10 protein-coding genes are annotated in these 13,782 nt (G+C 61.6%); 5 read left to right on the forward strand and 5 right to left on the reverse strand.

The window, feature by feature from the left end; all coding sequences use genetic code 11:
* Nucleotides 1-40: 40 nt before the first annotated feature.
* Complete coding sequence (locus tag ACM6J5_RS12880) at nt 41-1,531, reverse strand: aldehyde dehydrogenase family protein (protein ID WP_056725425.1); 1,491 nt, start codon at nt 1,529-1,531, stop codon at nt 41-43.
* A 174-nt stretch (nt 1,532-1,705) separates the two neighbouring features.
* Between ACM6J5_RS12880 and ACM6J5_RS12885 the strand changes: the two genes are divergently transcribed.
* The 3 genes from ACM6J5_RS12885 (at nt 1,706) to nadE (ending at nt 4,881) form a co-directional block, all read left to right on the forward strand.
* Nucleotides 1,706-2,617 (forward strand): LysR family transcriptional regulator, encoded by a 912-nt coding sequence (locus tag ACM6J5_RS12885; protein ID WP_095945444.1) that lies wholly within the window; start codon nt 1,706-1,708, stop codon nt 2,615-2,617.
* Nucleotides 2,618-2,822: 205 nt separating this feature from the next.
* Nucleotides 2,823-4,049: a nicotinate phosphoribosyltransferase gene (pncB, locus tag ACM6J5_RS12890; RefSeq protein WP_095945445.1), complete on the forward strand. Its 1,227-nt coding sequence runs from the start codon at nt 2,823-2,825 to the stop codon at nt 4,047-4,049.
* Between the two features lie 4 nt (nt 4,050-4,053).
* Nucleotides 4,054-4,881, forward strand: a complete 828-nt coding sequence (gene nadE / locus ACM6J5_RS12895; protein ID WP_414928638.1) for an ammonia-dependent NAD(+) synthetase — start codon at nt 4,054-4,056, stop codon at nt 4,879-4,881.
* 173 nt (nt 4,882-5,054) lie between these two features.
* On the opposite strand, the gene azu is transcribed toward nadE, so the two are convergent.
* Complete coding sequence (gene azu, locus ACM6J5_RS12900) at nt 5,055-5,501, reverse strand: azurin (RefSeq protein ID WP_095945447.1); 447 nt, start codon at nt 5,499-5,501, stop codon at nt 5,055-5,057.
* Between the two features lie 344 nt (nt 5,502-5,845).
* Between azu and ACM6J5_RS12905 the strand changes: the two genes are divergently transcribed.
* Nucleotides 5,846-6,433 (forward strand): TIGR00730 family Rossman fold protein, encoded by a 588-nt coding sequence (locus tag ACM6J5_RS12905; protein ID WP_095945448.1) that lies wholly within the window; start codon nt 5,846-5,848, stop codon nt 6,431-6,433.
* Nucleotides 6,434-6,501: 68 nt separating this feature from the next.
* A complete protein-coding gene (locus ACM6J5_RS12910) occupies nt 6,502-6,681 on the forward strand; it encodes a hypothetical protein (RefSeq protein ID WP_095945449.1) in 180 nt (59 codons plus the stop codon).
* A gap of 153 nt (nt 6,682-6,834) precedes the next feature.
* Here the strand turns inward: ACM6J5_RS12910 and ACM6J5_RS12915 are convergent, their stop codons facing one another.
* The 3 genes from ACM6J5_RS12915 to ACM6J5_RS12925 all read right to left on the reverse strand — a co-directional run bounded on the left by ACM6J5_RS12915 (nt 6,835) and on the right by ACM6J5_RS12925 (nt 13,575).
* Nucleotides 6,835-7,725, reverse strand: coding sequence for a transglutaminase family protein (locus ACM6J5_RS12915; RefSeq protein ID WP_095945450.1), 891 nt, complete (start codon nt 7,723-7,725; stop codon nt 6,835-6,837).
* A complete protein-coding gene (locus ACM6J5_RS12920) occupies nt 7,725-10,211 on the reverse strand; it encodes a circularly permuted type 2 ATP-grasp protein (RefSeq protein ID WP_414928639.1) in 2,487 nt (828 codons plus the stop codon). The genes ACM6J5_RS12915 and ACM6J5_RS12920 overlap by 1 nt, the downstream gene beginning before the upstream one ends.
* A gap of 88 nt (nt 10,212-10,299) precedes the next feature.
* Nucleotides 10,300-13,575: a DUF2126 domain-containing protein gene (locus tag ACM6J5_RS12925; RefSeq protein ID WP_414928640.1), complete on the reverse strand. Its 3,276-nt coding sequence runs from the start codon at nt 13,573-13,575 to the stop codon at nt 10,300-10,302.
* Nucleotides 13,576-13,782: the final 207 nt, after the last annotated feature.

Consider the following 13,782-nt stretch of genomic DNA (forward strand, 5'->3'; position numbering starts at 1 on the left):
CAGGCTCGCTCCCACAGGGGATCACTGCTCGGCGTGAGAATCAGTCGAACGTAATACCCTGCGCCAACGGCAACTCCAGCGAATAGTTCACGGTGTTGGTCTGGCGGCGCATGTAGCCGCGCCACGCATCGGAACCGGATTCACGACCACCACCAGTCTCTTTCTCGCCACCAAACGCGCCGCCGATTTCCGCGCCGCTCGGGCCGATGTTGACGTTGGCGATGCCGCAGTCGCTGCCCACCGCCGACATGAACTGCTCGGCTTCACGCACGTCGGTGGTGAAGATGCACGAAGACAGGCCTTGTGGCACGGCGTTGTTCAGGCGCAGGGCTTCCTGGAAATCGCTGTAACCGACCACGTAAAGGATCGGGGCGAACGTTTCGTGGCAGACCACATCGCTCTGCTCCGGCATTTCGACGATGGCCGGCGACACGTAGTAGGCATTCGGGAACTTGTCTTGCAACTGACGCTCACCGCCAAACACCCGACCGCCTTCGCTCAGGGCCTGTTCCAGCGCATCCTGCATGTTGTCGAAACTTTGCTTGTCGATCAGCGGGCCGATCAGGTTGCCTTCCAGCGGGTGACCGATCCGTACTTTCGAGTACGCGGCTTTCAGGCGGGTGACGATTTCTTCTTTCACCGATTCATGGGCGATCAGGCGGCGCAGGGTGGTGCAACGCTGACCAGCAGTGCCGACGGCGCTGAACAGGATGGCGCGAACGGCCATGTCCAGGTCGGCGCTTGGGCCGAGGATCATTGCGTTGTTACCACCCAGTTCCAGAATGCTGCGGGCGAAACGCGCGGCGATTTTCGGCGCCACTTCACGGCCCATGCGGGTGCTGCCGGTGGCGCTGACCAGCGCGACACGCGGGTCATCCACTAGCGCTTCACCGGCATCGCGGCCACCGATGATCACCTGGCTCAGGTACGGTGGTGCATCGCTGAAGTTCTTCAGCACGCGATCGAACAGCGCCTGACAAGCCAGTGCGGTCAGTGGCGTCTTTTCCGACGGTTTCCAGATCACCGGGTTGCCGCAGACCAGCGCCAGCGTGGCGTTCCAGGCCCAGACCGCGACCGGGAAGTTGAATGCGCTGATCACGCCGACGACGCCCAGCGGATGCCAGGTTTCGCGCATGTGGTGGCCAGGACGCTCGGAGGCGATGGTCAAACCGTACAGCTGACGGGACAGGCCGACGGCGAAGTCGCAGATGTCGATCATTTCCTGAACTTCACCCAGGCCCTCCTGGGTGATCTTGCCGGCCTCCCAGGACACCAGCTCGCCGAGGTCGGCCTTGTATTCCCGCAGGATGTCACCCAGTTGCCGCACCAGCTCGCCACGGCGCGGTGCCGGAACCTTGCGCCACAGTTCGAACGCATGATCTGCGCGACTGATGTGCTGCTCGACTTCAGCCGCGCCTTCCCAGTTCACGGCGGCAATCGTGCTGCCATCGATCGGCGAATGCACCGGCACTTTGCCGTTCTGGTACAGGGCCGGGTTCACACCTAGACGATCAAGCAATGCGGCAACCATGGGTCACTCCTCAAGCAAAAGACAGAACACGTGCAGCCGGAAATTCACGGCTGATCAGACCTGTAGTTTTAGCTGCCCGGAGGTTACTCAACAAACGACCTTTAAGAGAGATATCATTCCGTTTATTCATGCTGTGCATTGCTGGCAATAAGAAACAAGAACCAAGGACCGCCCATGCTGAATAAACGCTACTTGCCGTCGATCGCTGCGTTGCAGTGCTTCGAGGCCGTCACCCGGCATTTGAGCTTCACCCGGGCCGCCGAAGAGTTGAACCTGACCCAGAGCGCCGTGAGCAAACAGGTCGCACAACTTGAAGAGCTGTTGCAGCACCTGCTGTTTCGCCGGGTACGCCGACGCCTGCAGATGACGCCGGCTGGCGATCTGTACCTGGTTGAGGTGCGAAAAATCCTCACGCAGGTCGAGATGTCGACCCATTACCTGCGTTCCTACGGTGGCGAAACAGAAGTCCTTCGGGTATCGACGCCTCCAACCTTCGGCGCGCGCTGGCTGGTGCCGCGTCTGAAAGGCTGGCGCCTGCGGCACCCGTCGATCCACCTGGACCTGTGCAGCGAGCAGGAAGCCGACGATCTGCTGCAAGGTCGCAGCGACCTGGCGTTCTACTTCGGCCAAGGCTCGCGGCCCGGCTCCGAATGCCTGAAGCTGTTCGGCGAAGAGCTGGTGCCGGTGTGCGCCCCGGGCAGCCTGCCTGCCCAACCGTTTACCGATCCGACGCAACTGTCCGATCTGGTACTGCTGCAAAACGCCTCCCGCCCCCAGGCCTGGCACGACTGGTTCGAGCATCAGGGCTACCACACCGAGCACAGCTATCACGGCCCGCGTTTCGAAACCTTTTACATGTGCATCCGCGCCGCCCAGGTCGGCTGCGGCGTGGCGTTGTTGCCGCGCTTTCTGGTGGAGGAGGAACTGGCCGACGGCAAGCTGGTCATTCCCTGGCAGCATGCAATGCCCAGCACGGACGCCTATTACCTTGCATACCCGGAGCACTCGGCGGAAGTGCCCAAGGTACGGGACTTTGTGAAGTGGATGCTGGAGCAGATCGACAATCTGGATGCCCCACAACATTGAGCCTTGGCGCATTCCTTGTGGGAGCGAGCCTGCTCGCGAAGGCGTCGGCACATCCAGCATCAATGTGACTGACAAACCGCATTCGCGAGCAGGCTCGCTCCCACAGGGGAATTGCAGCGGCCAAAAAATCGCTGGCATTCCTTGCTACTGATATGCGCCACTAACGCCATTGTCCAATACCGCAGCAACGCTGGAGATTCCCGTTATGAGCGAGAGTGTGTTTGCCGATCGCATCGTGCAGAACCTGCTCGACACCGACTTCTACAAACTGACGATGATGCAGGCGGTGCTGCACAACTACCCGAACGTCGAAGTCGAATGGGAGTTTCGTTGCCGTAACGGCGAGGACTTGCGCCCGTACCTGGCGGAGATCCGATTCCAGATCGAGCGCCTGTCCGAACTGAGCCTGAGCGCCGACCAGTTGAGCTTTCTGGAGCGCATCAGCTTCCTGAAGCCTGACTTCCTGCGTTTTCTCGGTTTGTTTCGCTTCAACCTGCGCTATATCCATACCGGCATCGAAAACGGTGAGCTGTTTATCCGCCTGCGGGGCCCCTGGCTGCATGTGATCCTGTTCGAAGTGCCGCTGCTGGCTCTGGTCAGCGAGGTCCGCAACCGCTATCGCTACCGAGAAGTCGTGCTGGAACAGGCCCGCGAGCAGCTCTACCGCAAGTTCGACTGGCTGAGCGCCAACGCCGGCAGTGATGAATTATCCGAATTGCAGGTGGCCGATTTCGGCACGCGTCGTCGTTTCTCGTATCGGGTGCAGGAAGAAGTGGTGAATGTGCTCAAGCACGATTTCCCCGGACGCTTCGTCGGCACCAGCAACGTGCACCTGTCCCGGGAACTGGACATGAAACCCCTGGGCACCATGGCCCACGAATGGATCATGGCGCACCAGCAACTCGGCCCGCGGCTGATCGACAGCCAGATCGCCGCACTCGATTGCTGGGTCCGCGAATACCGTGGCCTGCTGGGGATTGCCCTGACCGACTGCATCACCATGGATGCCTTCCTCGGCGATTTCGATCTGTTTTTCGCCAAGCTTTTCGACGGTTTGCGCCACGACTCGGGCGATCCGGTGGCCTGGGCGGAAAAAGCCATCGCCCACTATCACAAGCTCGGCATCGACCCGATGAGCAAGACGCTGACGTTCTCCGACAGCCTGACCCTGCCCAAGGCGCTGGAGATATTCCGGGCGCTGCGCGGTCGGATAAATGTCAGCTTCGGCATCGGCACCAACCTGACCTGTGACATTCCGGGTGTCGAACCGATGAGCATCGTGCTTAAAATGGCCGCCTGCAACGGCCAGCCGGTGGCGAAGGTCTCCGACGAGCCAGGCAAGACGCACTGTAAAGACCCGAATTTCGTCGCTTACTTGCGACACGTTTTCCAGGTTCCTGCCGCCCTTTCAAGTACATCTAGCAAGGAGTGAATTCATGCAAGCCGTACAGCGTGAGATTGCTGAACAGCTCAAGGTCCAGCCGCCATTCGCCGACGAAGCCGCCCTTGAGGCCGAAGTCGCCCGGCGGGTGACCTTCATTCAGGACTGCCTGGTCAACTCCGGGCTCAAGACCCTGGTGCTGGGCATCAGTGGCGGTGTCGACTCCCTGACCGCCGGCCTGCTGGCCCAACGGGCCGTCCGGGAACTGCGTCAGCGCAGCGGTGATGCCGCGTACAAGTTCATCGCCGTGCGCCTGCCCTACGAAACCCAGTTCGATGAGCACGACGCCCAGGCTTCGGTGGATTTCATCAAGCCGGACGAGCGCCACACCGTGAACATCGGCCCGGCGGTCAAATCCCTGGCCAATGAGGTGGCGGCCTTCGAAGGCAAGCACGCGGTGTCGGTGGACTTCGTGCTCGGCAACACCAAGGCGCGCATGCGCATGGTCGCCCAGTACACCATCGCCGGCGCGGCCCATGGCCTGGTGATCGGCACCGATCACGCGGCGGAAGCGGTGATGGGTTTCTTCACCAAGTTCGGCGACGGCGCCTGCGACCTGGCGCCACTGAGTGGTCTGGTGAAAAACCAGGTCCGCGCTATCGCCCGCCGCTTCGGCGCGCCGGAGTCGCTGGTGGAGAAAGTCCCGACCGCTGACCTTGAGGATCTGTCGCCGGGCAAACCGGATGAAGCCTCCCACGGCGTGACCTACGCCGAGATCGACGCGTTCCTGCACGGCGAGCCGGTGCGTGAAGAGGCGTTCAAGATCATTGTCGATACCTACAACAAGACCCATCACAAGCGGGTGATGCCGTTTGCGCCTTGAGGCGTGAGTGAATGAAAAAGCCCGCTGAGGCGTGATCCTCAGCGGGCTTTTCTTTGACCATTAGATTCATTGATGCTGATGGCCCCTTCGCGAGCAGGCTCACTCCCACATTGACGGCGCAGTACCTGTGGGAGCGAGCCTGCTCGCGAAGAACGATGACGCGGCGTGCCTGATTACTTCAGAGTCACGGTGCCTTTCATCATCGAGATGTGGCCCGGGAACGAGCAGAAGAAACCGTACTTTTGAGCGGCATCGAGCTTGGACACATCGAAGGTTACCGAATCTGTCTCGCCAGCGCCGATGATCTTGGTGTGGGCGATCACGCGGGCGTCGCCTTCTTTCAGGTAGTTCTTGTCGATGCCGGCGCTCAGACCATCGGTGGCGATCGGCTGCATGTCGGCTTCTTTACTCAGCACCCAGTTATGGCCCATGACGTTCTTCGGCAAGCTGCCGGAGTGCTTGAGTTCCACGGTAAACGTCTTGCAGCTCTTGTCGATTTCAATGGCCTTCGTGTCGAAAGACATCTGGTCGGTGGAGTCGACGGTGACTTTGCACTCGGCAGCCATCAATTGGCTGCTGGCCAGCGTCAACAGGGATACCGCAACAAGTTTGGCAAACATGGTGAATCTCCAAGACAGGGTTAACGAAATCGCGAATAAACAGAAGACTGCCTGAAAACTTCGCAAGTTCATATGACTTGAATCAAAAACTGTATACAACTTTCGGGCTATGAGGCCGATGCAAATTATCTACCGGCCAAGTGTCTGGCCCGGACCTATCATCAGGCCGTCCCCCTTCAAATGGAATGTCTGTCATGTCGATCAACAGCCTGTTGTGCAGTTTGCTGGCCGCCTACGCCTGCGGCGCCAGCGGTACGTACGAAACGCCAGAACTCGAAGTCTAGCCCTTGGAGTACCATGCGCCTGCCTTTACTCTGTGGCCCTGATCGACCATGGAGCAAGGCATGTCTTTAACATCCGTTTGTGTATTTTGTGGTGCCAGCACCGGCACCAACCCGGCTTACCGCGAAGCTGCCGTGGCCCTTGGCCGGGCATTGGCCGAGCGCAAGCTGACCCTGGTGTATGGCGGTGGCGCCGTGGGCCTGATGGGCATCGTCGCCGATGCGGCCCTGGCGGCCGGCGGTGAAGTGATCGGCATCATCCCGCAAAGCCTCAAGGACAAGGAAATCGGCCACAGCGGCCTGACTCGCCTGGAAGTCGTCGATGGCATGCACGCGCGCAAAGCACGGATGGCCGAGCTCAGCGATGCCTTTATCGCGCTACCCGGTGGCCTTGGCACCCTCGAAGAACTGTTCGAAGTCTGGACCTGGGGCCAGCTCGGCTACCACGGAAAACCGCTGGGATTGCTGGAAGTGAACGGTTTCTACAGCAAATTGACGTCTTTTCTCGATCATATCGTCGGCGAAGGCTTCGTTCGCGGGCAGCACCGTGACATGCTGCAAGTGAGCGAATCGCCGCAAACCCTGATCGATGCTCTGGATGCCTGGCAACCGTCCGTAGCGCCAAAATGGGCCGAGCAAAAACCCAACTAACGGCTCGGCACCGATACAGGGCAGAATATGCGCCGCTCAACCTCACCTTCGACCCCAGAGGATCGCCCATGGCTAAACCTAATTATTCCTTCGCCAAACGTCAGAGAGACTTGGCCAAGGAGCAGAAGAAAGAGGAAAAACTTCAGCGCAAGAAAGCTACAGCTGAAGAAGCGGCACTGAACCCTGAGGGTGAAGTGTCGGCAGAAGACGATGTTGATGCACCGAAAGACTCGGCGCCCGACGCCTGAGAACCTCCGGGCCGATAACCTGATCAGGCCCACCGGATCCTCTGTAGGAGCGAGCTTGCTCGCGATGGTCGTTAACGATGACGCGGGAAACCGGTAGAAACACGGTGCCCCATCGTTTTTCGCGAGCAAGCTCGCTCCTACAGGGGACCTGCGTTAATCCAGAGGCATCACTGTGACGCGCACTTCCGGGTCATGGTTCCCTCCCCCCAGAATCACCCCCCGCAACGGCGACACATCGGAAAAATCCCGGCCCCAGGCCAGGGTGATGTGCTCCAGCGCCGGTTGCACATTGTTGGTCGGATCGAAATCCACCCACCCCAGCACCGGGCAAAACACCGAGACCCAGGCGTGGGACGCATCGGCACCGATCAGCCGTGGCTGGCCCGGTGGCGGCTGGGTCAGCAGGTAGCCGCTGATATACCTCGCCGCCAACCCTCTGGAGCGTACGCAAGCGAGCATCAGGTGGGCAAAGTCCTGGCAGACCCCGCGCCTACGCTCCAGCACCTCCACCAGCGGCGTCGCCACCTGGGTCGCTTCGGCATCGAAGGTGAACTCACTGAAGATTTTCTCCATCAGCGCCTGCACGCCGAGCAACAACGCTCGACCGGGCGGAAAACAGCTTTGCGAAAACTCGACGAAGTTTTTCTTCAAATGCACATACGGCGATTCAAACCGGTATCGGCAGGCTTCCAGCAATTCGGGCGACAGCGGTTGGCTGCTGTAGGTCAGCGCGCTACGGGTCTCTTCCCATGCGGGTGACAGATTGAAGTCCAGTGCAGCTCGGGGCAGCACTTCAATGGTCAGGCTGGCGTTGACCAGCAATTCGTCGTGGGGACGCTCGAACGCCAGCCGGGTCAACGGATTGCCGAACACATCCAGTTCATCGCGACGCGAGGTCGGCTGCGGGCTGATCTGCAATTGCCGGTCGGTGCAGCGCTGCCAGGCACAAGGCCGTGGCCACAAATGCGCCAGTTGCTGGGCCAGGGACACCGGGCTGTCGTAGTGGTAATGGGTGTCGTGAAAAATCTGGTAGTGGGCGCTCATCAGACGGACACCGTGCGCTGGCTGACATCATCGACATGGGCGAAATGCCGCAGCGCCAGGCGATCGGAAACCTGCCCGCTGGCATCGGCGATCTCTTGCAGCAGCGCGGCCAGCCCCTCGATGGCGGCGCGAACACTGGCGTCGCCGAACAGCGGGTTTTCCAGGCAGCCCAGATCGAATCGCGCCAGACGCTCGACCAATTGCGGCAGCGCTGCTTCGCGCGGCACGCCAAAGTCATCATTGAGGCGTTTGAGGGTGCGGGTCACCAGTTTCAACTGGAACAACACGGCGTGAGGGTTCTGCTCGTCGAGCAATAGCAGGTCGAGCACCGGAATCATCTGCGCCACCGCCAGGTAGCGAGAACGGTAGGTGATGCTGCTGTTGCCCAGTTCCAGCAGCCATTCCAGCCCGGCCTGGTCGAAAGCCCCGGCGCCCCGCAGGAACGCCGCCAGGCTGGCGCTGAGAAATTGCAGGCGCTCGATCCGCCGGCCAATCATCAGGAAACGCCAGCCTTCGTCCCGGGTCATGTCGTCCAGGGCAAAGCCGGACAGCGCCGCCAGGGACATCACCAGACGGTTGAGGAAATCCAGCAACTCGCCGAAATCCGGCTCTTCGGTTTCCAGCTCCATGGCTTCGCGCTGCAACTCCACCAGCGCCTGCCAGTTTTCCCGCGAGAGTTTGCCGCGCACCTGTGAAGCCGCCCACTGCAAGCGTTGCAGGTTGGAACGCAGGCTGAACGGCCAGTCATCGCCGAGCAACGCCGCCAACAGGCGCTCCGGCAACTCGCCCTCCTCGGGCAGCAGCATCAGCCGTTCGCCGAGGTCCACCGCGGCCTGCAAGGCTTGCGGGTCGTCGCCGTCGACATAGCGCGCCAGCATGATGCGCAGCAAGCGGGCACTGTCGTCGCAACGTTCGCAGTAACGACCGAACCAGAACAGGTTTTCCACCACTCGCGACGGCAGGTACGGATCGCGCCGCACCAGGTCATGCACGCCGATGTTGCGCTGGGCCTTCCATTGTTCGCCGCTGGGCGCACGTTCGCCCAGCACCCAGGTGTCCTTGCTGGCGCCGCCGCGCTGCATAGACACCACTTCGGCATCGGCTTGGGCGGCGACCCGGGTCAAGCCACCGGGCAATACCCGATATCCCTCGCGGCTGGCCACCGCATACACGCGCATGCCGATGGCACGGGGTTGCAGTTGACCGCCTTCGGCTTGCCAGATCGGCGCCTGAGACAATTGTGCGAGCTCTTGCGCCACATAGGCGTATGGACGCGCCTGCATGTGCTCGGCGAGTTCCTGACGCTGCTTTTCACTCAAATCACGGCCAAATACAGGAGCAAAACTCTGGGACGGAAACGCCGGTTTGATCAGCAACTCCGGAAGCTTCTCCAGGGCCTGGGCCAGAACCGGCGCTTCGCCACACCACCAAGTGGCAATGGACGGCAGGATCAGCTCTTCGCCAAACAGGAATTGATTGATCCTCGGCAGAAAACCCAACAAACCGGGCGACTCCAGCACACCGCTGCCGAGGGCGTTGGCCACCAGCACCCGCCCCTGCCGCACGGCTTCCAGCAGGCCCGGCACGCCGAGGGCTGAGTCGGTACGCAACTCCAGCGGATCGCAGAAATCGTCATCGAGTCGACGCATGATCGCGTGGACCCGACGCAGGCCACTCAGGGTCTTCAGATAGACCGTGGCGTCGCGCACCGTCAGGTCGCCGCCCTCCACCAGCGGATAACCGAGTTGGCGGGCCAGATACAGATGTTCAAAATAGCTTTCGTTGAAACGCCCCGGCGTCAGCAGCACGACCAACGGCGCGTCCCCGTCACTCGGGGCCTGACGGGCCAGGGTTTCCTGCAAGGTACGGAAGAACCCGGCCAGGTGCTGCACTTTCAGATCGCGGTACAACTCGGGAAAGGCCCGGGACACAATCGTACGGTTTTCCAGCGCATACCCGGCTCCCGAAGGCGCCTGGGTACGATCCGCCGTCACCCACCAGCGGCCATCGGGTGTGCGCGCCAGGTCCACGGCATACAGATGCAGAAAGGCTTCGTCTGGCGGGCTGATGCCCTGACAGGGCCAAAGAAAGTTGTTGTGACCGAACACCAGCTCGGCGGGCAGCAGACCTTCGGCAACCAGCCGTTGCGGGCCGTAAAGGTCAGCCAGCACGGCATTGAGCAATCGCGCCCGCTGAGCAATGCCGGCCGACAACTGTTGCCACTCATCGGCCGCGATGACATGGGGCAGCAGGTCCAGCTCCCACGGCCGGTCCGCGCCCTTCGGGTCGGCATAGACGTTATAGGTAACGCCGTTTTCCTGAATCTGCCGGGTCAGCAGGGCCTGACGCTGCACCAGTTGCGCCGGCGTGCTGCGTTGCAACTGCTCGAACAGCCGGCGCCAGTGCGGGCGCACGGCACCACTGTCGTCGAGCAGTTCGTGATAGGTGCCCGCCGTCAGCGGGTAGCGGTCTAGCAGGTCAGGCATGGAAAACTCGGCAGACAGCAATGAACGGTCAGACTAACGCAGGCTCGTGACACCCGGATATACGAAAAATCCGAGCGTCGCGTACGGTTTAGAAACGTCGCAAATCGAGTGTCATTGGTAGCTCGTCGTTGATTTCCAGTTTAGGTACAGGAAGTTTCCCTGGCGTGTGTCCGATGCGGAAGAAGCGCGCCATCCGCCGGCTCTCCGCTTCATTGGCATTGACCGGCAAGCTGTCATAGTTGCGCCCGCCCGGATGGGCGACGTGGTACTGACAACCGCCCAGCGAGCGCTGCATCCAGGTGTCGAGCAGGTCGAACACCAGCGGCGCGTGAACCGGGATGGTCGGTTGCAGACAGTTGGCCGGTTGCCAGGCACGAAATCTCACGCCCGCGACGAATTCGCCTACACGCCCCGTGGGCTGCAATGGCAGCGGGATGCCGTTGCAGGTCAGCAGATAACGCTGGGGCGGTAGACCGCTGAGCTTGACCTGCAAACGCTCCAGCGACGAATCCACGTAACGCACCGTACCGCCCACAGCGCCCTCTTCGCCCAGCACATGCCAGGGCTCGAGGGCTTGACGCAGTTCCAGCGCAATGCCACTGACGGCGAAGTCGCCAACCTTGGGAAAACGGAACTCCAGATGCGCGGCGAACCATTCGGCCCGCACCGGATAACCGGCGGCGTTGAGGTCGACGATAACATCGGCGAAGTCTTGCTCGATAAAGTGCGGCAACAGGAAGCGATCGTGCAGCTCCGTGCCCCAGCGCGCCAGTTTCGGCGGTGCATAGGGCTCGCGCCAGAACCGCGCGACCAGCGCCCGCAGCAACAGTTGTTGCGCCAGGCTCATGCGTGCATGGGGCGGCATCTCGAACGCGCGCAGCTCCAGCAACCCGAGGCGCCCGGTGGCACCGTCCGGCGAATAGAGCTTGTCGATGCAGAACTCGGCGCGGTGGGTGTTGCCGGTCACATCGATCAGCAGATTGCGCAGCAGCCGGTCCACCAACCATGGAGGACATTCCTCGCCCGCTTCAGGCATCTGCGCGAAAGCGATCTCCAGTTCGTACAAGGCATCGTTGCGCGCTTCGTCGACACGGGGCGCCTGGGACGTCGGGCCGATGAACAAACCGGAAAACAGGTAGGACAGCGACGGGTGGTTGTGCCAGTAACTGATCAGGCTGCGCAATAGATCCGGGCGACGCAGAAACGGCGAGTCCCCCGGTGTCGCGCCACCCAGCACGAAATGGTTACCGCCACCCGTGCCGGTATGCCGGCCGTCGATCATGAACTTCTCGGTGGTCAGCCGGGTCTGGCGCGCTTGTTCGTAGAGGAATTCGGTGCGCTCGACCAGTTCATCCCAGGTCGCGGACGGCTGTACGTTGACCTCGATCACCCCCGGGTCCGGAGTGATGCGCAAGTTGCTCAGGCGCGGATCGCTCGGCGGCTCATAGCCCTCCAGCAACACCGGGCACAGCAACTCTTCGGCGGTGGCTTCGATGGCGGCGACCAGTTCAAGGTAGTCCTCGACCCGTTCCAGCGGCGGCATGAACAGATACAACCGGCCTTCCCGCGCCTCGGCACAGAAGGCGGTGCGGGTCAGCCAGTCGGCGGATTCGTCAATCTTCGGTGCACGCTCCTGCACCTCGGCAGCTTCGTTTTTGCTTTGCAGTTGCGTGGTATCGGGCAGCGGCGGGAAATCCTGATTCGGGTCTTGCGGATGAATGAACGGATACTCCGCCGCCTTCACCCACGGTTGCGAACCCAATGGCAAGCGATAACCCAGCGGCGAATCACCCGGCACCAGTCGGCAGTGCTCGTCGCGCAGATACCAGCGCCCGCTCTGCCACTGATCACCCTTGGCGGTGCGCGCCAGCGGCAGGACCTGGCCGATGACCTTGTCCAGGCCTTGGTTGAATACTTTGCGCAGGCGTGCCCGTTCCAGCGGTTCTTCCAGACGCGAGTCTTCGGCACTGACGTTCTGCGGCAGCATGCCTTCGCGCCAGAGGTAATAGAAATTGTCTTCGTAGGCTGGGAACACAAAGCGTGTCGGAATCTTAAGGCGTTCGGCGACGCTCGCCAGGAAACGCCCGGCCAGCGCGCCGTCGGCACCGTAGTCTTGCTGCTCGTCGGCGATCAGTGCGCTGTTGTGCCAGATCGGCACGCCGTCACGGCGCCAGTAGCAATTGAGCGACCAGCGCGGCAGTTGCTCGCCAGGGTACCACTTGCCCTGTCCGAAATGCACCAGCCCCTGGGGCGCGTAGTGCTTGCGCATGTGCTGGAACAGCTCGGCGGACAGCCGTCGCTTATCCGGTCCCAGTGCCGCGGTATTCCATTCGGCGCCGTCCGGGTCATCGATGGACACAAAGGTCGGCTCGCCACCCATGGTCAGGCGCACATCGCCCTCCAGCAGGTCGGCATCGATCTGACGGCCCAGGGTCTGGATCGCCAGCCACTGGTCGTCGGTGTAGGGCTTGGTGACCCGTGGCGCCTCCCAAATCCGTTCCACGGACATTTCGTGGCTGAATTCACACTCGCAGGGTTCCACCAAGCCGCTGATCGGCGCCGCAGAGGACGGATCGGGACTACAGGCCAACGGAATGTGTCCTTCACCGGCAAACAGCCCGGAGGTCGCATCCAGGCCGATCCAGCCGGCGCCGGGCAGGTACACCTCGCACCAGGCATGCAGGTCGGTGAAATCCACTTCGGTGCCGGACGGCCCGTCGAGACTTTTGACGTCGGCGGTCAGCTGGATCAGGTAGCCCGACACGAAACGTGCCGCCAGCCCCAGGTTGCGCAGCAGTTGCACCAGCAACCAGGCGGAATCGCGGCACGAACCGGACGCCTGGTCGAGGGTGTGCTCAGGCGTTTGTACGCCGGGCTCCATGCGGATCAGGTAGTCGATGTCTTCACTCAAACGCTGGTTGAGCGCGACGAGAAAGTCCACGGCGGGCAACGGCGTGCGGTCGATGCCGTCCAGGTAAGCCTTGAACTTCGGCGTCAGGGGCAGGGTTTCCAGGTACGGCGCCAGCTCCTTGCGCTCATCCGCGGCATAGGCGAAGGGGATCTTTTCCGCGTAGGGTTCGAGAAAGAAGTCGAACGGATTGAAGATCGCCATTTCCGCCAGCAGATCGACCTCGATTCGCAATTCTTCGGTTTTTTCCGGGAACACCAACCGCGCCAGGTAATTGCCCTGAGGGTCCTGCTGCCAGTTGATGAAGTGCTGTTCGGGGGAGACTTTCAGCGCATAGGACAGAATCCGCGTGCGGCTGTGGGCAGCGGGACGCAGACGAACGATCTGCGGGCCGAGCTCGACAGCGCGGTCATAGCGGTAATGCGTAACGTGGTGCAATGCGACATGAATCGACACGGCGTGCCTCCTGCGAGCCCTAAGCGTATTCAAAAGCGCGCAAGACTTATGCCATCCAGCAGCGCTGGCGCTTTCTTCGGTTGCCTGAGGCAGTACAGCACCAAAATCGGGCGATGCGGGAAAATGGTTTGACGCAGGTGCACGTAAATGTGGCGATCCGTCAGAAATTGCTTGGCAGTTCCGGCCTCTTCGCGGGCAAGCCCGCTC

Origin of the sequence: Pseudomonas sp. IT-P74, from assembly GCF_949768175.1 — a bacterium.
GTDB lineage: Bacteria > Pseudomonadota > Gammaproteobacteria > Pseudomonadales > Pseudomonadaceae > Aquipseudomonas.

Excerpts from the sequence above, each read along its gene's own strand:
- ACM6J5_RS12915 (WP_095945450.1), bottom strand. The coding sequence starts at position 7,725 with ATGAGCGCCCACTACCAGATTTTTCACGACACCCATTACCACTACGAC.
- ACM6J5_RS12880 (WP_056725425.1), bottom strand. The coding sequence starts at position 1,531 with ATGGTTGCCGCATTGCTTGATCGTCTAGGTGTGAACCCGGCCCTGTAC.
- ACM6J5_RS12885 (WP_095945444.1), top strand. The coding sequence starts at position 1,706 with ATGCTGAATAAACGCTACTTGCCGTCGATCGCTGCGTTGCAGTGCTTC.
- pncB (WP_095945445.1), top strand. The coding sequence starts at position 2,823 with ATGAGCGAGAGTGTGTTTGCCGATCGCATCGTGCAGAACCTGCTCGAC.
- nadE (WP_414928638.1), top strand. The coding sequence starts at position 4,054 with ATGCAAGCCGTACAGCGTGAGATTGCTGAACAGCTCAAGGTCCAGCCG.
- azu (WP_095945447.1), bottom strand. The coding sequence starts at position 5,501 with ATGTTTGCCAAACTTGTTGCGGTATCCCTGTTGACGCTGGCCAGCAGC.
- ACM6J5_RS12905 (WP_095945448.1), top strand. The coding sequence starts at position 5,846 with ATGTCTTTAACATCCGTTTGTGTATTTTGTGGTGCCAGCACCGGCACC.
- ACM6J5_RS12920 (WP_414928639.1), bottom strand. The coding sequence starts at position 10,211 with ATGCCTGACCTGCTAGACCGCTACCCGCTGACGGCGGGCACCTATCAC.
- ACM6J5_RS12910 (WP_095945449.1), top strand. The coding sequence starts at position 6,502 with ATGGCTAAACCTAATTATTCCTTCGCCAAACGTCAGAGAGACTTGGCC.